At 57.0% G+C, this 20,565-nt stretch carries 23 protein-coding genes; 11 read left to right on the plus strand and 12 right to left on the minus strand.

Annotated features, from left to right (window positions below; translation table 11 throughout):
- The first annotated feature begins 559 nt into the window (after positions 1-559).
- The 8 genes from LPJGGPFB_RS32640 (at position 560) to LPJGGPFB_RS32675 (ending at position 5,869) form a co-directional block, all read left to right on the plus strand.
- Positions 560-808, plus strand: a complete 249-nt coding sequence (locus tag LPJGGPFB_RS32640; protein WP_173424069.1) for a hypothetical protein — start codon at positions 560-562, stop codon at positions 806-808.
- Between the two features lie 36 nt (positions 809-844).
- On the plus strand, positions 845-1,123 hold the full coding sequence (locus LPJGGPFB_RS32645) for a hypothetical protein (protein ID WP_173424070.1): 279 nt from the start codon (positions 845-847) through the stop codon (positions 1,121-1,123).
- A gap of 345 nt (positions 1,124-1,468) precedes the next feature.
- A complete protein-coding gene (parA, locus tag LPJGGPFB_RS32650) occupies positions 1,469-2,119 on the plus strand; it encodes a ParA family partition ATPase (protein WP_282438172.1) in 651 nt (216 codons plus the stop codon).
- A 34-nt stretch (positions 2,120-2,153) separates the two neighbouring features.
- Complete coding sequence (locus tag LPJGGPFB_RS32655) at positions 2,154-2,402, plus strand: ribbon-helix-helix domain-containing protein (protein ID WP_173424072.1); 249 nt, start codon at positions 2,154-2,156, stop codon at positions 2,400-2,402.
- Positions 2,403-2,751: 349 nt separating this feature from the next.
- A complete protein-coding gene (locus LPJGGPFB_RS32660; protein WP_173424073.1) occupies positions 2,752-3,939 on the plus strand; it encodes a DNA cytosine methyltransferase in 1,188 nt (395 codons plus the stop codon).
- A complete protein-coding gene (locus LPJGGPFB_RS32665) occupies positions 3,929-4,510 on the plus strand; it encodes a GIY-YIG nuclease family protein (protein ID WP_210264681.1) in 582 nt (193 codons plus the stop codon). The genes LPJGGPFB_RS32660 and LPJGGPFB_RS32665 overlap by 11 nt, the downstream gene beginning before the upstream one ends.
- Positions 4,511-4,683: 173 nt before the next feature.
- Positions 4,684-5,331, plus strand: a complete 648-nt coding sequence (locus LPJGGPFB_RS32670) for a hypothetical protein (protein ID WP_173424075.1) — start codon at positions 4,684-4,686, stop codon at positions 5,329-5,331.
- 19 nt (positions 5,332-5,350) lie between these two features.
- The gene (locus tag LPJGGPFB_RS32675; protein ID WP_173424076.1) at positions 5,351-5,869 is read left to right on the plus strand and encodes a type II toxin-antitoxin system PemK/MazF family toxin; all 519 of its coding nucleotides are present in this window, start codon (positions 5,351-5,353) and stop codon (positions 5,867-5,869) included.
- A gap of 932 nt (positions 5,870-6,801) precedes the next feature.
- On the opposite strand, the gene LPJGGPFB_RS32680 is transcribed toward LPJGGPFB_RS32675, so the two are convergent.
- Complete coding sequence (locus LPJGGPFB_RS32680; RefSeq protein ID WP_173424077.1) at positions 6,802-7,296, minus strand: hypothetical protein; 495 nt, start codon at positions 7,294-7,296, stop codon at positions 6,802-6,804.
- A 733-nt stretch (positions 7,297-8,029) separates the two neighbouring features.
- A complete protein-coding gene (locus tag LPJGGPFB_RS32685) occupies positions 8,030-8,230 on the minus strand; it encodes a hypothetical protein (protein WP_173424078.1) in 201 nt (66 codons plus the stop codon).
- Positions 8,231-8,306: 76 nt separating this feature from the next.
- On the opposite strand from LPJGGPFB_RS32685, the gene LPJGGPFB_RS32690 reads away from it, so the two are divergent.
- The 3 genes from LPJGGPFB_RS32690 (at position 8,307) to LPJGGPFB_RS33815 (ending at position 10,553) form a co-directional block, all read left to right on the plus strand.
- Positions 8,307-8,693 carry a hypothetical protein gene (locus LPJGGPFB_RS32690; protein WP_173424079.1) on the plus strand — a complete coding sequence of 129 codons (387 nt, stop codon included), beginning with the start codon at positions 8,307-8,309 and terminating at the stop codon, positions 8,691-8,693.
- Positions 8,694-8,770: 77 nt separating this feature from the next.
- A complete protein-coding gene (locus LPJGGPFB_RS32695) occupies positions 8,771-10,105 on the plus strand; it encodes a DNA cytosine methyltransferase (RefSeq protein WP_345791102.1) in 1,335 nt (444 codons plus the stop codon).
- Positions 10,106-10,154: 49 nt separating this feature from the next.
- A complete protein-coding gene (locus tag LPJGGPFB_RS33815; RefSeq protein WP_173424081.1) occupies positions 10,155-10,553 on the plus strand; it encodes a GNAT family N-acetyltransferase in 399 nt (132 codons plus the stop codon).
- A 106-nt stretch (positions 10,554-10,659) separates the two neighbouring features.
- Here the strand turns inward: LPJGGPFB_RS33815 and LPJGGPFB_RS32705 are convergent, their stop codons facing one another.
- From LPJGGPFB_RS32705 to LPJGGPFB_RS32750, 10 genes are all read right to left on the minus strand, one after another.
- The gene (locus LPJGGPFB_RS32705; protein ID WP_173424082.1) at positions 10,660-11,175 is read right to left on the minus strand and encodes a hypothetical protein; all 516 of its coding nucleotides are present in this window, start codon (positions 11,173-11,175) and stop codon (positions 10,660-10,662) included.
- Between the two features lie 347 nt (positions 11,176-11,522).
- Positions 11,523-11,810: a hypothetical protein gene (locus LPJGGPFB_RS32710; protein WP_173424083.1), complete on the minus strand. Its 288-nt coding sequence runs from the start codon at positions 11,808-11,810 to the stop codon at positions 11,523-11,525.
- Between the two features lie 141 nt (positions 11,811-11,951).
- Positions 11,952-12,377 (minus strand): putative Ig domain-containing protein, encoded by a 426-nt coding sequence (locus LPJGGPFB_RS32715; protein ID WP_173424084.1) that lies wholly within the window; start codon positions 12,375-12,377, stop codon positions 11,952-11,954.
- A complete protein-coding gene (locus tag LPJGGPFB_RS32720) occupies positions 12,374-14,398 on the minus strand; it encodes a DotA/TraY family protein (RefSeq protein ID WP_173424085.1) in 2,025 nt (674 codons plus the stop codon). Before LPJGGPFB_RS32720 ends, LPJGGPFB_RS32715 begins: the two co-directional genes overlap by 4 nt.
- Positions 14,395-14,880, minus strand: coding sequence for a hypothetical protein (locus LPJGGPFB_RS32725; RefSeq protein ID WP_173424086.1), 486 nt, complete (start codon positions 14,878-14,880; stop codon positions 14,395-14,397). The genes LPJGGPFB_RS32720 and LPJGGPFB_RS32725 overlap by 4 nt, the downstream gene beginning before the upstream one ends.
- 160 nt (positions 14,881-15,040) lie before the next feature.
- Positions 15,041-15,268 (minus strand): hypothetical protein, encoded by a 228-nt coding sequence (locus LPJGGPFB_RS32730; protein WP_173424087.1) that lies wholly within the window; start codon positions 15,266-15,268, stop codon positions 15,041-15,043.
- Between the two features lie 53 nt (positions 15,269-15,321).
- Positions 15,322-15,672 carry a hypothetical protein gene (locus LPJGGPFB_RS32735; protein ID WP_173424088.1) on the minus strand — a complete coding sequence of 117 codons (351 nt, stop codon included), beginning with the start codon at positions 15,670-15,672 and terminating at the stop codon, positions 15,322-15,324.
- Positions 15,672-15,833: a hypothetical protein gene (locus LPJGGPFB_RS32740; RefSeq protein ID WP_173424089.1), complete on the minus strand. Its 162-nt coding sequence runs from the start codon at positions 15,831-15,833 to the stop codon at positions 15,672-15,674. Before LPJGGPFB_RS32740 ends, LPJGGPFB_RS32735 begins: the two co-directional genes overlap by 1 nt.
- A gap of 40 nt (positions 15,834-15,873) precedes the next feature.
- Complete coding sequence (locus LPJGGPFB_RS32745; protein ID WP_173424090.1) at positions 15,874-17,484, minus strand: DUF5906 domain-containing protein; 1,611 nt, start codon at positions 17,482-17,484, stop codon at positions 15,874-15,876.
- Between the two features lie 463 nt (positions 17,485-17,947).
- Positions 17,948-19,996, minus strand: coding sequence for a hypothetical protein (locus tag LPJGGPFB_RS32750; protein WP_173424091.1), 2,049 nt, complete (start codon positions 19,994-19,996; stop codon positions 17,948-17,950).
- Positions 19,997-20,565: the final 569 nt, after the last annotated feature.

Consider the following 20,565-nt stretch of genomic DNA (forward strand, 5'->3'; position numbering starts at 1 on the left):
CTCCGGCTAGCCTTAGTTCTAACCCGTACGGGTTAGAACTAAGGCTAGCCGGAGGGCTAGGCGGTAGCCCTAGATGCCTCAACCTAAGTCTAGGGCTAAGAATTAGGTTAGGTCGGCGTCGGTTGTGGTTTTCCGGCTACTCCATCCACTCCACCCACTCCACCCCCTCCAAGAGAAATGAATCTGGCCCGATCTCGGGTCGGCGGGCTGGGGTTGGTCTGCCTGGTGGGCGGCTGGTTTCTGCGCGACGAAACCCCATGGAGTGCCCGGAGTGGGTGGAGTTTTGCAATTTTATATACTAATATCAATGGCTTGGATGCTCCACCCACTCCGGCTTGCGGATGGAGTGGGGTGGAGTGAGCGGAGGGGCCGCGCTCCCCCATAGCGCCGTAGGCTCCCGGAGCGAACGGGCGGCATGCTCGGCAGGTATGAAGCAAAATTCATATGATAAAATGATGGAAATATTAACCGTTCGCGCGTTTCTGGCTGGGCTCCTCCCGTCGATCTGCGTATAAATACGTATGAAGTTTTGAAATTAGTTTCATTTAAAGGTGCCAAAATGAGCAAGCCCAAGATCAAGACGACGATCATTCGCGGCCTGACGTTCGATATTCTGATTGAGGAGGTGCACGACCAGGACGGCAAGGGCGGTCTCCTCTGCTATCTGGCCTCGATCTACATCCGCCCCAAAGGAAGCGAGCAGAAGCGGCTTATCCGTCGCTCCCGCCTCCCCGGTGCTGCCGATCGTCTCCGAGCGGAAATCAAGCAATATGGAATCCGGGTGTTTGACGCCTTCAAAGATTTATGATGTAATGAAGTTAATATCAAATGAGGGAATGAAGTAATGCGTACTTTCAAGAGATGGGCTGTCCTGGTCGCGGTGCTTTACCTGCCTCTGATCTACTTCCTTGCCGCCCACACGTTCGCAACGAAGATGCCAAACGCGGCTGGAACGGTTGCCATGGCACCCTACGCTTGCGGCTTGCTCCTGATCGCGTATCTGGTGAAGGGACAGGGACGCTGGCGCTCTGGACGTGGCCTTGTTGCCCTTCCGCTGGCCGGGATCGGTTACGCTGCTCTTGCGGCTATCTTTGTCGCCCTGGTTGTTCTCACAGGCTTCTAACATTTGCTATCAAATGAAGCTTAATTCATTTGAAGTCATTCGAAAGGTAACTATCATGAGTAATGCGTTGAAGATGTCGGGACCTCGATTCGATTGGAATCCGATGCCGTTCGGTGGGTTCGAGTGTGAGGCGGAAGATGGGCCGCGCTGGTATGCTCTGGCCGTGGAGCCTCTGAAAGATTGCCCTTGGGGGCGTTCGGTCTGGATGATCGACACCCCACGAGGCTGCGAGGCTGACAGAGTGCGACCTGTAGCTTTGGGGCTGTCATCGTCGATCGAGGAGGCGAAGGCCGACGCGGAAGAAGCATGCCGACGCCTGTTCGGCGGAGTGATCGAGAGGGTACTATGAGGATTGTTCTAATTAACCAGAAGGGCGGGGCCGGGAAGACGACAATTTCCCTCGGCATCGCTGCAGCACTCGCGCAAGAGGGCGGGCAGGTGCTCTACGTTGATGCCGATCCGCAAGGTACGGCATCAGCATGGGCTGAACATCGCAAGTTCGTAGGACTCGATCCAGTGCCGAACCTTGCGATGATCCAGCAAGCGACGCCTGATATTCACAAGCGGTTCCAGGATGCGAAGAAGCCGACGTTTCAACACGCGGTCATTGATGGTCCGCCACGAGCCGATGAGGGACTATCTCGGTCAATTCTGGCATCTGCCGACCATGTTCTAATCCCTGTTCAGCCATCGCTTGCCGATCTGTGGGCATCGAGAGCAACGGTTGCGCTGATCCGACAGGCACAGGCACAGGGATTGAACTTCAAGGCGGCTTTCCTCCTGTCTCGGGTGAAACCCGGAACAGCGATCGGCCGCGAGTTCGCGGAGCTGGTTCAGAAGGAAGGTTTGCCGCTCCTCCCTGCTGGTACTCATGACCGCACGGCATACGCGGCGGCGCTGTCGTCCTGCCAGACGATATTCGAATATGAGCCTCCATCCGGCAAGGCGAGGCTTGAAACGATGGGTCTGCTTGCAGCCGTCCGAGGAATGAAATAAACTTCAAATGAAGGCAGTTTCAAAAGGTGTGAAGATGGCGAAGAAGAAGATTTCGATGGCAGCGGCGGCGGGTGCTGCTGACACATTCGTAAGTGGTGCGCCCGACATGACCGCTGGAAAGCCCGGACGCCCACGCAAGCCAGAGGGCGACTATGTTCGCCTCAACGTTGAGCTTGAAGCCGACACGATGGCCGCATTCAAAATCCTCGCGATCAAGCGTGGAAAGACGATCAAGGAACTGGTGTCCGACATGATCGAGCGTGAGATTGCCAAGGATGCCTGACTTCGTTTCCCACCTCCTGATTTTCTTTTCCCCTGATCATCCGACAAGGACGATCGTCGCCGGCGCGTTGATGGTCTGGCTTGGAATGGCGATATACTACATCGCGACCCGACGCCGAGGCACAAGCGTAGCCCTGAAAGCGCTGGGGGTCGCCGTTGCTCTTTATGGCGGTGGTCATGCCAGTGCGGCGCTGATGCTCCTGTCTGGGGCTGGAACGACATAGCCACCTGTCCACACTATGAACCAGGCACGCCGTTGATGGTTATCTGTCTAGCATGCTACGATGAGAACAAATCAGAAACCATTTCACGTCATGATTCTGTCTGACGCGAACTGGCCGGGGAGACGCATGTCCACACGCTTTTCATTTTTCGAGTTTTTTGCTGGGGCTGGTATGGCTCGTGCCGGGCTGGGAAACGCATGGAGATGCGACTTTGCGAACGACTTCGACGGCAAGAAGGGGCTGACCTATCAAGATAATTGGGGCACCTCTGGCGAACTCTATGTGGGCGATATCCGGAACGTACGTCCCGCAGAACTTCCCGGCACTCCTGATCTCGCATGGGGTTCTTTCCCGTGCCAAGACCTTTCCCTAGCAGGCGGTGGCGCTGGTCTTCGAGGCGAACGCTCTGGCACCTTCTATCCATTCTGGGAGGTGATGCATGGCCTTATTAAAGACGGTCGCGGGCCCAAGGTCATAGCCCTCGAAAACGTCTGTGGAACGCTTACCTCCCACAAGGGCGAGGACTTCCGGGCAATCTGCGACACCTTTGCCCACGCTGGATATCGTTACGGTGCTCTGGTGATCGATGCAGAACTTTTCCTGCCTCATTCGCGCCCGCGTCTGTTCGTCATCGGCGTTCGTGGCGATGTTGAAATTGATCCTGCCTTGGTATCTCCGGGGCCTACGATGCCTTTCCACACTCGCGGCATTCGGAACGCGTATCAGCGGATAAGCGAAGAAGCTCGCGGGGAATGGCTCTGGTGGAATATCCCCCTCCCGCCACTCCGCACGAAGACCTTTTCTGATATCATCGAAGAAAATCCATCTGATGTTCCTTGGCATACAAAGGACCAGACAGCACGGCTGCTTGCATCCATGTCACCTGTCAACCTTGCCAAGGTCGAGGCGGCGAAGCGGGCAGGGCGTCGCATCGTCGGCGGCGTCTACAAGCGAACAAGGCCAGAAGTTGGTGGTCGAGTTGTCCGTGCCGAAGTTCGGTTCGATGACATTTCAGGGTGCCTCAGAACCCCCAATGGCGGCTCTTCCCGCCAGACAATTCTTGTCGTTGAAGGCAATCGCGTTCGTTCCCGCTTGATCTCCGCGAGAGAGACGGCGCGGCTGATGGGGATGGACGAGGGCTATAGGCTACCAAAGCGATATAATGAGGCATATCACCTGACGGGCGACGGCGTTGCCGTTCCGGTGGTTCGTTTCCTTGCGCACCATCTGTTTGAACCCATTGCGTCATCACAGTCCGAGATTGTACCTCTTACGGAACATCGTAATGAGGGAATCGCGGCGAGTGGCGGTTGATTTCAAATTCCGCAAGAACGCGGTTTCAAGCCTAACGAACCAGATCGGCGTCTATATCCTGACAGACTTGGATCAGGTGCCGATTTATGTTGGCCAGTCGAAGGACGGCATACGCTCTCGCGTCTCTCGTCATTTGACATCGGCTCGTTCTGATATCATTGCCAACCGTCAGATCGACGTATGGGAAATCGCCTACGTTTGGGCGTTCCCCGTTGCCGAAAAGTCGGAAATCGACGAGCTCGAAGCAGTTCTATTTCACCACTACGACCCGCGATCCCAGCTTATGAACGGAACGCTTCCTCGTAGCCCGGATGTTCTCCCGGCCCTTCCAAAGCCGTCACAGGTGGTTCAGGTGATGAGCGATGCAGAGATTGAGGATCGCAAGCAGCCTGAGCAGCGTCTACCGCGCCAGGCGAGCCACTACGCACAGCTTGTCGGTCATTTCCTCGCCGTCAAGAATTCGTCGCAGATTGCGAGGGCCATGGATGCCCACTTCGATCGCCTGAGAAAATATCACTATAACCTTCTTGGCAGAGCTGACCCGTCTGTTGACGAGAAAGAAGATGGGTAAACGGCGAGGCTTGCTACGCAGCCTTACCGTCTCTCTTTCATTTTGTTTTCATCTCTTTCCAAAAGAGGCCGTGCTCTCCGCGCTCTCTAAGCGACTTATTGACTTCTTTGGCCGCTTTAGATAATTGTCGCCGGGTTCTCTCCGGAGAGAAACGAGAACAAAGGATTATTCTAATGACAAATGTCTCAGCGACACCGAAAAAGATTGCTACGCGCGCGCATCTCTTCGAGATCGCCGTACGGGCATTGGAGAAAGAAGGCTGGACCGTTGAGCGCGTAGCGCGTTCAGGAAAGTCCAGCCTTCGCAGAATCAAGAAAGACAAGATTTCCAAAACCGTTTCCATTCGAACGTCCCAGGATACGTGGATTGCCTTTCCTCGAAATTCCGTCGATGACGGGTGGGCAACTTTGTCCATGGTGGATTTCGTTGTGGCATCGACCGTCGACGACCGCGACAATCCTCGTTTTGCGCAGGTTCATCTGATCGATGGCGATGAAATGCGCGAGCGGTTCGATCGTGCCTATCGGGCACGGAGACAGGCTGGCTACTCCATGCCTGTGGGGCGAGGCATCTGGCTTTCACTTTACGACGAGGAGGGGACGCAGCCGGTTACTCTAGTGGGAGCCGGGGCAGGTTTGGCTTACCCCCCTATTGCGAAAGAACTCCTTTCTTCGCCCAGCGGTGTCGATATCAGCGCCGATCTTGATCCTGAAGACGTTGAGCTCGAGGACGCGCCGCTCTCCATATCAGAAGCCAAACGTCGACTAGCTCTCACCCTTGGCGTCGACATCGACGATATTTCAATAACGATCCGCGGTTAGTACGTCGGGGGAGGGCAGAGTGGCAACGAAGTACGCTGTTAGGATCAAGGCTGCGCCGAAGGTGGGCAATATTTACTGGTGCGATTTCCACCCGGAGAACACGATCCACATTCCCGAGTTCTGGAAGAAGCGGCCTGTCGTCGTCGTGAGTAGGAACGCCACCTTGCACGGCAAGGTAACGGTACTACCGATGACCACAGATGAGGACAACGCGAAGAACGTAAATGCCATCGAGCTCAGTGCCGAAGTGCAAGGCAAGATCGACGGCAAGCGCACATGGGTAGTCTGTGACCACCTGATGACAGTCGCAACCAGCCGCCTCGACAACGTGTCCAACACCCCGCCCAGGGTCAAGGGTGACGAACTGACCGCACTCCTACAGAAGGCTCACTCCATCGTCGCAGGGTACACCCCACCAACCCCCACTGTGACGGTTACAGAGGTGGAGAAAACGACCATAGTAGAGACACCTTCTGAGACCATCACTGAGACTGTGGACACGGTGCAGGTGAGGGTAGAGCGGAAGCCCCAGAGATGAGGCTGATACCCACGGACCTCCATGGGAACAGATGATACCCATAGGCGTTGACTAGGCACGGTGTTGTGGATATAACAACACCTACCTGCGGGGCCGAGAGGTCGCCGTCTCTCCGTGAGGAGACTCATAAGCCAAGCCACCCTCTCGGGTGGCTTTGGTCGTTCTGGGCACACCACACTCCCCCACCCATTGAACCACCACAGCACAGCAGGCTTCCGTTACCTTACGAGGTAACCCAGAAGCGTTTGTCACTTTGGATCATTGAGGGAAGAGAGAGGATTTTGATTAAAATCCTTATATTTCATGTACTTACTCAAGGAAATAGCGTATAATCAGGTCAATGACCAACGCATCCAGGAGACGTGAAATGAAACCGAAAAATGGCTTTAATCTTCGATTACTTCGTGCTAAAATTGCTAAGCATATCAGCAACTTAGCAGTCCTGCGTAAGGAGGTGACGACTTCATTCGAAGCCGCTCGTAAACTTCGCTTCGTCACCTCCTTACGCAGGATGCGACGTACCACATTTTTAAGAAAAAATCAACCCTTACGACAAGCATAACAGCGGGATACTGATGGTTTTCCTCGGCTTTATTCTGGATGCGACCTGGAGCCAAAGGAAAGTCCATTGAATGTCATCAGCCGCTCATAATGTTCTTCGACCTTCTGAGCCGCAAGACGCGGTGAAGGTTGCCAGCCATTGTGCTGCTCTCCAAGATGTCGCTTTACGCCTTCGATATGGCTGATGCTCCATCGCCATTGGTCTTTTGTCGGGCCTCCACTCTCATACATGATCCGTCCGAATGCACGGGAGCCGTCCCAAGCTTGATAATCTCGGTGTCCTTCACCGGGCCATGTCTCTTGCCATCGGTATCGAGGAGCGGGACCAGGATCGTGCGTGGGGTGTTCCTTCATGAAGCCTATAGGCGGGATTAATAGGGACCCAAGTCAATTGCCGAGGCTTGTTTCTCAGCCCGTTTCCGATCCATTTCTCTCTTCGTTGCTTCCCATTCTTCTTTTAAGAGAATTCTGATCTTGTCGAGGTCATCCATCCAAGGACCAAGTCGTGCGGCCTTGAGAGCTTGGGGATATATGCCGACACCGTGGGAAGTGTCGTAATCGTCAGTACCGCTCTTCATGACTGTCTGCAGCACGACTTCATCATCGACTTTTAATATTAGGTCCGACTGAGGCTCCCCGTCGAAATTGAACTGCTTATTGGCGGCAATGATCTCAAACCGCTTGCCATTGAAGGCAAAGGCCCATGCCTTGTAGAGCTTGGGAATGTCAGGGGTGAAATTACTATCCCTTGAAAGCCCCTCAATTTCAGGCCTTCTAGTGTCGTTCACGATGTCCCGGAGCGAAAGATGGACCTCCTTAGACAAAAGAATTTCGCAAGCTCTGTTTATCTTCTCGTTGTTATCCATAACACCCACCCAGATACCTGAACATGATGGACCAAAACCACCCGTCCTACTAGCCGCCCTTTCGCTCGGCACCTACTACACTACGGGGAGTGTAGTGATCGCAACTATTGAAGAGGTTGCCTGCGCCTCAGGTGCAAGGAGCGTAGGCCCGCGCTCCCAAATAGCGCCGTAGGGCCGAAGCGACTGGGCGGCATCCAATGGTGTCGCTACTTGTTTAATGGGACTGCAATACACCCGGCCAAATCACCACGGGATAAAGCTGGCTTAATCCCGCTCTACGCTTGCGCGATTCGCAGTGAAATGGTTACTTCGTCTTTGCTTTGATTTGCAGACACAGCGGCTTCCACCCCCGCTGACTGGACGGGTCCACACCGCTCGGTGCATTGCTGCGATCCAAGAAGCTGAGAGGAAGGAAATCGGCGTCCAGCACCTTTTCCCTTCCCTCGGCGGTCCTCAATCCCTCTTGCAAGGGATGCTTACATGTGTGCCGCGCTTCGTCCGCATTGGCAATCGCGTTTGTCGTTCATCCAAATAAATTGTTGCAATATTTTCTGCGTGCGTTTTCGTGCGTCGTTTTTCTCACGTCGTTAATTGACGTTCGTTTTTCCAACTTCGTTTCTTATCGTCGTCGTTTTTACGTCGCGTCATTCATATTGCATGCGATTGCGTGTTGCGTCCGTACGACGCGGAGGGTGCGGTACTGACTACCGCCAGCATCGCACCTGTTTGAGAGTTACTTTTTCAGAGCTTCTAGGAAAATGATGTCGGTAAGCTGCTCTTCGATCTTCTTTGCCTGATCGATATGACCTTGGAATTCGCCTATGACTTGAGGAGGAAGGTCCGTTTCAGATTCTACAACAAGCTCCAGGTCGGAACGAAGTTCTTCTATGATCGTGCTTACTTCTTTGATGAATTTTTTCGCGTCTGTGCTCATGTCATCCTCCTATTAGATTTTTTCTAGTCAGAATCCGCCGGTGCCTCCATCATGTAACGGAAGCCAGGATTCACCTATGTCGACTATCGATTTCAAGACTCGCGTTCAACGCCTTCCGGACCTCACGTATACCTTCGGACCATCTTTCACGCTTGGGCGTCACGCAATGCGAGCTCTCAAGAGTGCTGGCGATCCTCGACACGTGAACTGGCACCAGGTGCACAAAGTCACGATCATCGAGAGTATTGAGCAGCACGGACAAGAGCCTGACGAAGTCCATGAGGCTCTATCGCGTCATAGCCCCGGCGCTACGTCCTTGGATGAGCAAGCAAGGCTTCGTGGGATCATCGACGAGCTCGGCCCCGATCTCGCACGGAGATACGATCAGGCGCGAGCGAAACAGGATGCTGAGTATCAGGCATCTAAGGCCGCGAACGGCGGCAAAATTCGCTTCATCAAGTGAACGCTTCCGAAAGGAAACCCGGCCATGGTCGTAATGTGATTTCACGTTACGGCAGGGCAGAGGTTTAAGTGCGGGTTGTGGAGCTATTTTGCGGAGCCGGGGGAATGTCCCTTGGCCTCAAGCAAGCTGGATTCGATGTCGTTGGGGCATATGATGCGTGGCCGCTTGCGGTCGATACCTACAACCGCAATATCGGCCCTCATGCAGCCGTCGCGGACCTGGGCGACCTCCTCTCGATCATTCCGGAACTGGTTGACCTTGCTCCCGACATGATCGCTGGTGGGCCTCCCTGCCAGGATTATTCGAGCGCCGGCCGTCGCGAGGAAGCCGACAACGCAAAGCTCACACTCTCGTTTGCGGTCCTGGTTGCGACCGTGCGTCCGCGCTGGTTCGTCATGGAAAACGTCATCAATGCGATCAAGTCGGAGACGTGGGCTCAAGCTCGCACGATCTTGAAGGCCGCAGGGTATGGCCTCACTGAAAGCAAGATAAACGCCTCTCGCTATGGAGTACCCCAGAGTCGGCGACGCCTATTCGTCGTCGGAAGGGTCGGGGAGCGCGATGGATTCCTTGCTTCGGCGATCGCGGCAGCGGCATCATCGGAGCCGATGACGATCCGCGACCTTTTCGGCGCGACCACGCCGTCCGCGATTTACTTCCCATCGACTTCAGATGCTCGACGGTCGATCTGGTCCCCCGATGAGCCAGCGCCGACGATCCGAGAACGGTCAATCAGACCGCTTCCTGTCTCGTATCGAGCGCACCCCGACGACGCGGCCCTGATCGCCAACGGATATGTCTATAGCCGACCAGTCCGCGCCGGCCGTGGAGTTCGGAGCGTGGACGAACCCTTTCCCACCGTCACAAGGACGGCTTGGGAAAGACCGACGCCGCGCTATCTGTCATCGCCTCACCCCGCGGACCCGATTGCAGCATCTTCAACCGCGGTCCTAACAGTTGACCAGATTTCCAGAATCCAAGGCTTTCCGCTTTCGTGGCGATGGGAAGCCAGCGCCAAACGGGACGTACTGCAGATGATCGCGAATGCGGTTCCCGCGCCTGTTGCCGCATCGATCGGCCGCGCCATCCTTGATCGAGAAGCCGGGAAGTCGACACCTGAAATTCATGGCGGATTTCTACAGTGGCTTGTTCGTCGCGGACGGTCTCGCCAGAGCGCCCGGAACGTCAAGTTCCTCGCGGGCAAGGCTAGGCGGCTCCTCGGGGGGCGCACGTTCGCGGTTCTGGCGCTGGAACTGGCCGCGCTCGAAACCGTCGAAGAGTTCAAGGCGATGAAGAGGAACCCACAATCGGACTTGCGGCAAGCCCTTCGACTCTTGGAACAGTATCAGACCCAAGCCCCCAAGTGTCGTTCTGTCGATCCTCTCCTAGAGAGGATACAGCTTGCCGCCTAATTCCTTCATAAGAAACCTGACACCCATATGGAGGTCGCGAGCGCTCAGTTTGATCGCCTCCGGATCGAAATCAGGATTTTTCCACACGCGCTATTATATCGGTGATTCAAAGCGGAAGGCCATATTCTGCGAATACGACGGTTCCCTTGCTGGAATCCTTACCTACGACAGAACGGGACGAGGATATCGCCGACAGTTTTGCATCGATCTGATTAGCGTGGAGCCTGATTTTCAACGTATGGGCCTTGGCACAGCAATGATGAGCCTGGCCTATAAAGCGGCAGTCCGAGCGAATTGCACAGCTATCAGCAGTGAGGTTAAAGCCACGAATGTTCCATCATTGGCTCTGATGCGGACTCACAGTTTCGCGGAGGAGGAACCTGATGAACTTAACGTCGTGAAGTTTCTCAAGGTCATAAGGACAGTGAGCGAGAACCCGAAAACCTGATGCGAAAAGCCCTCCCGGTGAGCCAACCAGGAGGGCCTAAGAACACATCACCTATTTGGGATGGACGATGCCTATCCATGATCAGCGCCGGCGGAAAGACTGGCAATCATCCAAATCGAATATCTTGTCCGAGATCGCCGCGAACCTCGATGTGGTAATCGTGCGGGAGGTTCGGGCGGTCTTTTTGAAGCATCTCATCAAGCACCCACTGATGCGATTTCATCGGCTGCGAGAGGTAGCAAGTGAGGTGCACATGGGGAGCACGATAATGGGTCTCGATCTCCCATAGGTCTTTCAGTCCGTAAAGAAAGGCCCACCACCTCGCGCCGTTTTGCGCACTGAAGAGGATGCAATGGAGACGATTGGCACGGTCGATCTTTCCGGCAAGCTTCCTGATCTTCTTAGGATTCGTCGTGAGTGCCCCAATCTCAGCATCCAAATCGGTTTCTGTCGGAAGTACGCGGACGAAGTTCCGGCATTCAATGGGCAAGGCTCCTGAAATCGCGGCATTAGTGAAAGTGATAAGCTCCTTGGCATCCAGGATGCCGCCCTGCTTCTCCAGCCGATCAAGTTCGGCCTTCGTCTCGCATCGAATGAAATCCAGAACTCTAACATCCGTCATGACATCCACCCATTCTATCAGGATGCCACCATAGACGCCGACCTCATGGAGGTGTAGGGGCCAGCGATGAGACGCCTTCTGACGATGTTCCGCGCCTTTTGGCACTTCCTCGATCGAAATCCGGCAATCGAACGGCAGAAGCGGATTGCCGATGAAATCGCCACGATCTACCAGAAAAGGCCTGAAAACGACGATCGCCGGAAAAACCGAGGCTCATAGAAGCCCGTGGAGTGCGTTCGCGGCATCAGGATGGGTTCAGATACCCCTTGAATTCGTAGCCCGCTCGCTCCGGGACCTACAGCGCTATGTGGGGGCGCGGTCCCTACGCTCACTCCCTTGGGGCAAACTCAGCCCTTCTTGTTCTTGATCTTCACCGGAGCGGGGGCAACCTCGACGCGGAAAGGATCGTCGTCATCCGTTCCCCAATCGATGCCGTCGAGATCGAACGAACCGCCGCCCCTCTCCCGCCATGTCTGGGCATCTTCCAGCCGCTGTTTTGCACGGTCCCAATACCTCGCCGCGTAGGCAATATCGGATGCAGACCAATACTCGCGCACGGCATCGAGCAAGAGCCCTTCAGCCTGTCGAACCGCGCTCCGCTCGATCTCTTCAATGCGTTCCCTGACTGTGTACATGCCATGTCCTCCCTGTTGCCCTATCAGGATCGCCGCCGGCGGCGCGAGGAACAACAGGGAGAGCGAGCGAGACCCCCGCGCTACCCAATTGCGCCGTAGGGGAGTCGAGCGAGCGTGCGGCGTGCTCTGACGGATACCGGATCAGACGACCAGGAAGCGGACCACTGCTGTGACGTATTGGCCGCTTTCCTTGTCCCGAACGAGTAGGTTAAAACTGAAGTCGCCCCGCTCTTGAGGGCTCCCGCTGAAGATGCCCGTTGCCGAATTGAACACGATCCCAACCGGGAATGTGTTCCCAGCGGCGAACGCGAATTCGTATCGCCCAGAGCCTCCACTGATCGCGGGAGCAAGCGTCATCGGCCTACCGATGCCGAACGTGCGTCCGTTGGCTTCGTACTCGATGGAGATCGCGTCCGGGTTATCGATCGGGGAGGGAGGCTGCGACGGCGGAACCGTCGCGGGCGTCGGGATCGTCCCTGTTGTGGAGGACCGCCAAACGATCCGGGGTTCTGCCATGGCCGTCGTCGTTATCAGTGCGGCGATGATCGCAATTGTCGTTCGCCTCATGGTCTCCCCTTCCTGATGCTCGCGTTGTTGGCCTCGGCGCTGTCGTCGGAACCGCCGCCAGCCGCTTTCCCTAGCCCCTTAGTTGGGATCGCGCCCGGAGTGCCACGGGAAGCGAGGGCGGCAGCACCCGCTGCCATCGCCCCGACGTGTCCAGCCTCGCCATAGTGTGCGGTAGATGGGACATCGAACCAAGCACCTACCCTGTCGGGAAGGTTGGCGATGAGACCGAAAAGCTTGATGCACACCGTCCACAAGATGAAAGTTTGCAGAGCCAGCGAGACGATGAGCCCCGATAGGCCTGCAATATGGCCTCCTGTCTGGCCGTAAAATGCGGTCGGCCAGAGGGTGTTCAGCGTCGATACCGAGACCGCGAAAAGCAGGTATGCGCCGCACAGGGACATAACCGCAAGGACGGGCCGAAGAAAAACGTTGAACAGGAGCATAAGGCCTTGTTTCTGTCCCTGTGCGACGAAATCGCCGTTGTCCATCTTCAAGAACGCGAGGCCCCACAGAAGGCTTGCAATCATTGCTTCCAGGATCGCCGCCGCCCATGTGATCGCGGCGATGATCACGAAAAGGAAGGGGATCATGGGGAGGACGTATGCCCGCATGGCACCGATCAGCCACAGGGCTCCTATAGCGAGCTTGGACCAGTCCAAGAGCCACGACGCGGCACCGTTTGCCCCAATGGCATCCGCGAACCAGTTCGAAGATGCCACCATGACAGCGCCGCCAGCGACGACGGCAGTTCCAGCAGAGGCGATCATTACATGCCCGCCGCTGATGATGTCGCCCATTGGATCCGTTTTAGAAGCGTCTGGCGAACTCGACAGCCATTCTCCAAGGTTCCTGGTCAGGGGGCCGAGAATCTTGGTCAAAAAGTCGGCTGAAGCATCCCCCGCCGCCGCTAGATCGTCGGCAGTCAGGGAAGCTTGAAGCTGCTCGCCGGAAATCTGATAGCGGAGTGCTGTGAGCGCGTTCCGCACTGGCCCTTCGAAGCTGGCGAGCTGATCGAGCCGGGGAGCCGTTCTTTCTGGCTTCTCGGTCGCGAGTGCGATCGTCAATTCCGAAATCTGGGACAGCGATCGCCAGTAGCTTCCCGCGTTCATCCAGCCTTGCGCCTTGGCGGCATCTACGAGCTTCGAACGGGAATCCGATTCCACCTTCGAAGCCTCGGCGGCGGCAGCTTCCGAAATCACCTTATCGTATGCCGCGCCGGCCGTGCGGATTTCAGCGGCAAGGCCAGGAGGCAGCATGGATTGTGTGACCGCATTCATGGCCGCTTCCGGCGTTGGGATCGATCGGCCATCCTTGAAGGTGTCGGCGTATGTCGCCGCCTTTGCCCGGAGGCTCATCACCAGTCCCGCAACGGCGGCACGTCGGGCATCGGCAAAGCCCGGCTGATCCTTGGTCATGGTGTACGACATGGAGCCGCAATCGCGGCCATATGACCATGTAACAGTCGGATTGGAGAACAGGCCGCCGCTGTGAAGCTCGCCCGATGTCGAGGGGAACGGGATGCTATATCCCCACGGCTCACCCGCCGACTTGGCAACCGCAAGGCAGATTTCGTGTTCGGCTAGGTCGAAGACCAGGCCAGAGCCCCCGGCGCTGGCGGCGATGATTGGGGTTCCGTCTTTGGCGACGGTCTCGACAAAGGCAATCCAGGTTGCATCCGCGATATTGATCGCCGGACGCAACACCACTTGTTTTATGGTCTCGTGGATCGGGGAGAAGCCCCCGGCGATCGGGACAATCAGGCCTAGACCAAGAACGACGCGCAGCGGAGCCCAAATCTGGTGGAATTTTTCGCCGAGGACCTTCCCGGTATAAGCACTATGAACAACGCCCTGCACTGTAATCCACGCAATGACGTTGACGGCGATGATGGTCAGGACCGACGAGAAAACGGCCAGCGCTCGCCCCCATGGGGATGTTGTATCGCTGGGGAGGATCGCGTTGACCCACTGCCACGCGTGGTTCGTCGCGGACGGTTCTGCGAAGAGGTCGAAGAATGTCATAGCATGGCTCCCATGGCTGGCCCCGCATCGGCGGTATCGGCGGCATCGAGGAGTGCCGCGAGTTCGTCGGGGTCCATTGCGATGAATTCGCCTTCACCTTCGCCCAGAGCAGGGCGAGGAGCGGCATTCGCGCCCCCAGCCTTGCCACTAGCCGTGCCGCTACCCTCGCCGCTTCCTGAGCCATCCTTGTCGGCTTCAGGAGTAGCATCGGGATCGAGAACGAAATCAGCGCCGGGGTTGCCTTCCAGGTAACGACCAACCGCCGACACTTCCGGCAGGATTGCACCGATAAAGGCAAGCCGCTCGCGGTTGAGGTTCCGCATCGTATCGAGAGCGGTGTAATGGGACCGCCTCGCGACGGCATGGATGCGGTCTTTGATGTCTTTCCAGTCGCCTTTTTCCTCGATCTCGCGGAGATAGATTAGAACTCCGGGTTCGCAGAGAGAAAGCCAGCGCCGAAGAAATGGCCGCTCATCGATCATCGTGAGATTTCGACGCCGAAGGCAAGTATCCAGGATGATGACGCATAGGCATTCATGGCTCATGAAACGGCCAGCCAGGCGCCGGGAAAGCCCTTCGCCGCGCTCGCGCCATTGCTGGGCCTGTCCCTTCGTCGCGATCCTTGAGAAGCGGGGGCGCATGTCACACCCCCAGCATGTCGAGGACTTCCCCGACTAGGGCCGACATCTGGGCCCGATCCATGTCGGCAGTACTCAGCAGATTGGCAAGTTCGGCATCGATAGCGGCGAGCCGGGAGATTTGGTCCTGGTCCAAGTCGTCAACAAATTTTGCCGCTGAAAACGAAAAGGGCCCCGCAGGGCCCTCGTCGTCGTATCCGGTGAAAATCTCTAGCTCTATCGGCTCTGGCATCGTTATTCCTCCCTGTGTTCCTGTTCTTATGCTCCGCCTTCGGCTTGCAAGATTCAATCTTGCTTTCGAGCCTTGGCGGCCGCGCCGGCCGCGATCGTGGAAATCATGGCGCTGACATCCGCCCGGATCGTCGCATTCGGGTCCCGATATTTCGGCGGCTCGGCGTCGGGCTGCTGCGCGACCCATGCAACGGCTTCGTCGAGCGTTCCGCGAAAGACGACGTTGCGAGGTGGCACGGTCGATGCCAACACGCAAAGGACCTCGTTTTCGTAGAGCGCCATCAGGCCCTTGCGTTCCAGTTCATCGCCAGCAAAAGAGGCCGTTGGCCGCTTATGAGGCCAAGCCGCCCGGATGATGTCATCGAGACGCCGCGTCTCGTCGTTGTCTTCGCTGTAGTCGGTCATCATGCCACCAGCTTAAAGAACAGGAAGAACGACACGAGGCCGATGCCGCTGCCGACAAGCTGGAGCGGAATCCATGAATTCTTGTTTTCGGCCTTCTTCTTCCGGGCAACGGAAACCAGGGCCACAGCGGCGAGGAACGATAATATTGCGATAATGATCATGCGCGGAACTCCTAACAATGCGCGAGTGACGGCGAGGCCGTCAGAATGGAATTTGTTCGTCCTCCAACGCCGCCAATGCGGCAGGGGTAACGGGCATCATGGGCGGGAACTCGTCATCGTCCACGGCCCTATGCTCTGGCTCTTCCAGATCGGTCCATAGAACTTGCTGGAACTCGCGTTCGGGCGGGCATCCTAGCCAGATCGCGAACAGGGCGCGGGCCTCTTCCAGTCCCGGTAGTTTCCAGTGCCTGTTCGCGTTGCCGCTGCGACCGTCCTTAATGCCCTTGAAAACCTTCTTGATCGTTTCCGCGAACTGACTGTCGGTCTTCGTGTAGCTCTGCCCCTGCGCTTTACAGAACGCGAGGTAGGCGCGGTGCCAATCGGCCTTGCCGACATTCTCCCCTGCCTCGCTCCACGACTGGCGCAAGTTCTCTTCAAAACCGATAGTCGGCGTTCCAGCATGAAGGCACTCGAATATGAATGCTTCGTCGTTCTTGAGGGATCGCACCTTCTGCTTGATGATCGCCGGGGTGTCGGGCGTCTCGCGCAAGTTGATGCCCTGCAGAAGTTCAGGGTTCAGAAGGAAAGCGTGGAACGCCTCGACGCCGCCAGCGGCAATCTCGGCTTCCAGCGCCGCGAAATACGCATAGTCCTTCTTGCGGTCCTCGTTGACTTCAAGGATCAGCCAGCGGCGATCGTCGTTATCGACCGAAAGGGCATGGTCCCTGTTCGTCGTCGCCACGATGCGGGCATGGTGGTCCGTCTCGTAGGTGTCCTTGCCCTTCTCCTCGATTGTCACGACCTTCTTGGAGATGAAGGCTTTCAGCCTGTCGGCAGCACCCTTGTCGCCGTGGAAAAACGCTTCATCGGCATAGATCAGGAGCTTGCCCGCGACCCTCTTATTGAACTTGGCATGAAGGAAGTCGGTCGTATCCTCGTAGCCGTAGGCGCTGCCGAGAATCCTCGCCATGACATGCTCGATCACGAACGACTTGCCTGTTCCCTGTCCCGAATAGGCCATGATCGCCGTGTCAGGCTTCCGGCTGGGGTTCTGAACTATGTCAGCGAACCACGCCAGCACCCATCGCGTCACGACCACGTTGCCGCTGCACCAGATGTTTGCGAGGTGGCCGAGAATAAGCTGGCACTTCTCACCTGAAAAATCGGTTGTGCCATCCTTCAGCTTTGGTGAGGTTCCCCAACCGTCCCATAGGTTCAACCATTCGTCGGAAAGATGCTGTCCGGGCACGTTGACCAGCCCGCGAAGGTTCCTGCGGTCAGGGTGTTTCGCCCACAGCTTTACCGGGTTGATCCACTCCCACGTCACTGACTTTTCCGAAATTTTCGGAAGTTTCACCTGCTTGGAATCGTACAGTTCGGCCAACGCGAGGCGGTTCCTGAATTTCAGGTCCAGACGCCCACGATAGTCTCGCGACTTGGTAACAATGCACACGTCGTTGCCGCGCTCGATGTACGCGTGATCCCTGTTGAGGATCGCGACGATCATCTGGATCGCACGGTCGCGCACCCGCGTCATGTACGCGATGTTACCACGACGTTTCCGCCGCTTCGCTGTGCTGAGATCAATAACAGTATCGTCGTCTCCCCGACGACGCGGACTGTTAAGCCGCCTTTCTGCTGCTTGTAGCATCCCTCATCCCCTCAAACTCCCCCGTCGCGAGGAGTGCATTGAGGGCATCAACCGAAACTCTCCACCTGCCAGTCTTCTTGATCTGGCGAGCGAAAGGCGCTCCGTACAGCTTGCACCACTTCGTCATCGTGTAACGGTGGACGCCCGCGATCTTCGCGGCGGCTGGCGGAGAAATCCATGTATCCCGTTGACGAGATACAGGTTTCGCGCTAATTTCGGTCTCAACAATGTGCACGTGGTGAGCCCTCAACGGTTCATCTTTCAAAGAAGCCTCGACGTTTGCCGCGTCGGGGCTTCTCACATTTCAGGCACATGTGAATCAGTGCCGTTGTTATGATGGTGGGTGACAAAAGTGACGTTGTCAATCAGCCGACAGAAAATTCTTCAAGCATTCCAAATTGTTGACATTGCTTTGTCACTCCAATGATTTCCCCCGAAAGCAGAGCAATCGGGGGACTAGAGATCATGGCATATCTGGCTTCTGATCATTGCCGCCGTCAGCGGTCGCTTGGGACTTCTGGTAAGCCTCGTGCTGACGCTTGCCAAAATCTTCCAGCGGGAGAGCTTCAGGGACCTTGCCTTCGGACTTGAGCTTGTCGAGCGCCTTCTGTGCCGCCTCGCGCTCGGCCTTCGTCCATGCACTCGGGGACTTCGTTGACCAGGCAGGAGGTGCGCGGCGCTGCCGCGCCGGCGCGATCGATGCAGCGGGTTCTTCGCCTTCAAGGACAAGCCCCGCCTTACGGGCCGCATCTGCGATCGATGCCACAAGTTCAGGACTCCGGGCGCTGATGGTGATGGGGGTCCATCCCTCCCGCTGCGCGTGGGCAACCATGACTGCGATGGCCGTGGGCGTCAGGGTTCCGCTGGCGAGCTTCGCACTCGATCTCGTAACCCGGACTTCGCCACCATCTGGGAGCTCGAACCGTTGGCGACCCAGAACCCGCTTGGATGCCTTCACATCGGCTGGGAATACGACATTCGAATTTGCCTTCCGGCGATCATGCCCGACCGCATCCATGCCATCGCCGGGGAGGGGCTGCCCCTCGAAATCGTCGGCTTGCTCGACCTGAGACCTATAGGCATCGAATTTCGCCTGTACGGCCTCGCTCTTGGCCTTCTCGGCTTCAAGCTGTGCTTGTGCCGTCACGGTGTCCCGCGCCGCTCTCTCGGCCTCTGCGCGGACGCTGGCGAGCTCGTTGCGTAGCTTCTCGATCTCGGCGGCGGCGGCTTCCTGGTCGGCTGTCCGGGCGATGCGTTCCGCGTCCAGATCGGCGGCAACCTTGGCCGCGCTGGACTTCACGTCGGCAAGCTCGCCTTGGACCGCTGCCAGTTCGGTCGCAGCCTGTTCTATCGCTTCAGCATGGGATGCCGTCTGATCATCGATCGTGGACCGCAGATCGGAAATCGTCTCATCCCGCCCGGCAACTGTTGCCGTCAGAGCTTCCCGCTCGGTTGTCAGCTCCTCGATCGCCGAATTTGCAGACTCGAGGTCCCGCGTCATCGTCGTCAACTTCGCCGTCGTCTCCTCAAGGACAGCATTCGTTGCCGCCAGATCGGCCTCTACGGCCTCGCGAGCCTTCACCTCGACCTCATACTGTGACAGGGCCTCTCTTGCGTGCTGTGCGGCTGCTACGGCGGTGGCGGCGCTGGTCGCGACGGCCTCGGCCTCTTTCTGACGCTTGACAGCATCGGCCAGGAGGGAATCCAGGTGTCGCATCTCAGGAGAGACCCGTTCCCGCTGGACCGCGAGAGGACCCGTGGTCATGTCCGGAGGCGTTACGCCACCCGCGTCCTTGATCCTTTCCGCACCTCGGGCAAGCTCCTCAGTGGATGCCGCGCGGGGTTCCGAAACCGAGAACGCACCCATGCGGAAATCAGAAATCATCGGGAGGCCTGCCAATTCAAGCGCGACATTGACCTGCTTCATCTGCTCCGCCGCCTCGCTATTTCGGCTCAGCTCGTAAGAAGCGCCTACCGTCCTCGCGCTCTCATTGACGGGAATACGATGTAGGAGGAACTGGATATGAACGTTGTCGGTGTCGTCATGGATGGGCGTCACAAGCATCTGACGCTTGCCGTCGCCGGCCGGCGAATCTTGCATCGCCCGGATTGCCACCTTGAACCATTCTTTCATGCCCTCAGCGCCGAGCGCCTCCGCTTCTGCGCGGCTGAGGCCTACAACAACGTGATCCCACTGCTTGGGCTCGCCATAGCGGCCCCGCGTGTCGCGGATCGCGCCTTCAAGCCCGCCGCCAGCCTTTCGAGCTAGAAGTCCGTCCTTCTCCCCAGCTTCCAGCTCTCTCGCTACTTCGCTCGAAAACGGGTTCTTACCCGGCACGAAATGCGGCTCCCCGGTGGTGTCGAAATATAGACGGTGATCGCCAAGATACTCCCAAACGTCGGCATCGAAATCGAAATCATCGGGATAGATATCCGACCATGATGCCTGCCCCGCGACCGCGCGGGCATCCGCTGCCGTCATGTCTCGATTGATGTTGTTGGCAAATGCCATTTTAGCCCCTCCGAAGTTAGCCTTAGAGTTAGGATTGATCGTCGGCTAACTTAGGTCAAGACCGTTTTAGAGCTAATAAGGAAAATAATGCAGAAACCATCATGAAATTAGCTTCATTTTATCATATGAATTTTGCTTCATACCTGCCGAGCATGCCGCCCGTTCGCTCCGGGAGCCTACGGCGCTATGGGGGAGCGCGGCCCCTCCGCTCACTCCACCCCACTCCATCCGCAAGCCGGAGTGGGTGGAGCATCCAAGCCATTGATATTAGTATATAAAATTGCAAAACTCCACCCACTCCGGGCACTCCATGGGGTTTCGTCGCGCAGAAACCAGCCGCCCACCAGGCAGACCAACCCCAGCCCGCCGACCCGAGATCGGGCCAGATTCATTTCTCTTGGAGGGGGTGGAGTGGGTGGAGTGGATGGAGTAGCCGGAAAACCACAACCGACGCCGACCTAACCTAATTCTTAGCCCTAGACTTAGGTTGAGGCATCTAGGGCTACCGCCTAGCCCTCCGGCTAGCCTTAGTTCTAACCCGTACGGGTTAGAACTAAGGCTAGCCGGAG

The organism is Ensifer adhaerens (assembly GCF_013283195.1).
GTDB classification, from domain to species: domain Bacteria; phylum Pseudomonadota; class Alphaproteobacteria; order Rhizobiales; family Rhizobiaceae; genus Ensifer; species Ensifer adhaerens_G.

What these genes read in the sequence shown, in the direction of transcription:
- LPJGGPFB_RS32725 (WP_173424086.1), bottom strand. Translation starts at nt 14,880, where the DNA reads ATGATCGATGAGCGGCCATTTCTTCGGCGCTGGCTTTCTCTCTGCGAA.
- LPJGGPFB_RS32715 (WP_173424084.1), bottom strand. Translation starts at nt 12,377, where the DNA reads ATGAGGCGAACGACAATTGCGATCATCGCCGCACTGATAACGACGACG.
- LPJGGPFB_RS32645 (WP_173424070.1), top strand. Translation starts at nt 845, where the DNA reads ATGCGTACTTTCAAGAGATGGGCTGTCCTGGTCGCGGTGCTTTACCTG.
- LPJGGPFB_RS32740 (WP_173424089.1), bottom strand. Translation starts at nt 15,833, where the DNA reads ATGATCATTATCGCAATATTATCGTTCCTCGCCGCTGTGGCCCTGGTT.
- LPJGGPFB_RS32705 (WP_173424082.1), bottom strand. Translation starts at nt 11,175, where the DNA reads ATGACGGATGTTAGAGTTCTGGATTTCATTCGATGCGAGACGAAGGCC.
- LPJGGPFB_RS32710 (WP_173424083.1), bottom strand. Translation starts at nt 11,810, where the DNA reads ATGTACACAGTCAGGGAACGCATTGAAGAGATCGAGCGGAGCGCGGTT.
- LPJGGPFB_RS32730 (WP_173424087.1), bottom strand. Translation starts at nt 15,268, where the DNA reads ATGCCAGAGCCGATAGAGCTAGAGATTTTCACCGGATACGACGACGAG.
- LPJGGPFB_RS32690 (WP_173424079.1), top strand. Translation starts at nt 8,307, where the DNA reads ATGTCGACTATCGATTTCAAGACTCGCGTTCAACGCCTTCCGGACCTC.
- LPJGGPFB_RS32660 (WP_173424073.1), top strand. Translation starts at nt 2,752, where the DNA reads ATGTCCACACGCTTTTCATTTTTCGAGTTTTTTGCTGGGGCTGGTATG.
- LPJGGPFB_RS32745 (WP_173424090.1), bottom strand. Translation starts at nt 17,484, where the DNA reads ATGCTACAAGCAGCAGAAAGGCGGCTTAACAGTCCGCGTCGTCGGGGA.
- LPJGGPFB_RS32720 (WP_173424085.1), bottom strand. Translation starts at nt 14,398, where the DNA reads ATGACATTCTTCGACCTCTTCGCAGAACCGTCCGCGACGAACCACGCG.
- LPJGGPFB_RS32670 (WP_173424075.1), top strand. Translation starts at nt 4,684, where the DNA reads ATGACAAATGTCTCAGCGACACCGAAAAAGATTGCTACGCGCGCGCAT.
- LPJGGPFB_RS32680 (WP_173424077.1), bottom strand. Translation starts at nt 7,296, where the DNA reads ATGGATAACAACGAGAAGATAAACAGAGCTTGCGAAATTCTTTTGTCT.
- LPJGGPFB_RS32640 (WP_173424069.1), top strand. Translation starts at nt 560, where the DNA reads ATGAGCAAGCCCAAGATCAAGACGACGATCATTCGCGGCCTGACGTTC.
- LPJGGPFB_RS32735 (WP_173424088.1), bottom strand. Translation starts at nt 15,672, where the DNA reads ATGACCGACTACAGCGAAGACAACGACGAGACGCGGCGTCTCGATGAC.
- parA (WP_282438172.1), top strand. Translation starts at nt 1,469, where the DNA reads ATGAGGATTGTTCTAATTAACCAGAAGGGCGGGGCCGGGAAGACGACA.
- LPJGGPFB_RS32750 (WP_173424091.1), bottom strand. Translation starts at nt 19,996, where the DNA reads ATGGCATTTGCCAACAACATCAATCGAGACATGACGGCAGCGGATGCC.
- LPJGGPFB_RS32685 (WP_173424078.1), bottom strand. Translation starts at nt 8,230, where the DNA reads ATGAGCACAGACGCGAAAAAATTCATCAAAGAAGTAAGCACGATCATA.
- LPJGGPFB_RS32655 (WP_173424072.1), top strand. Translation starts at nt 2,154, where the DNA reads ATGGCGAAGAAGAAGATTTCGATGGCAGCGGCGGCGGGTGCTGCTGAC.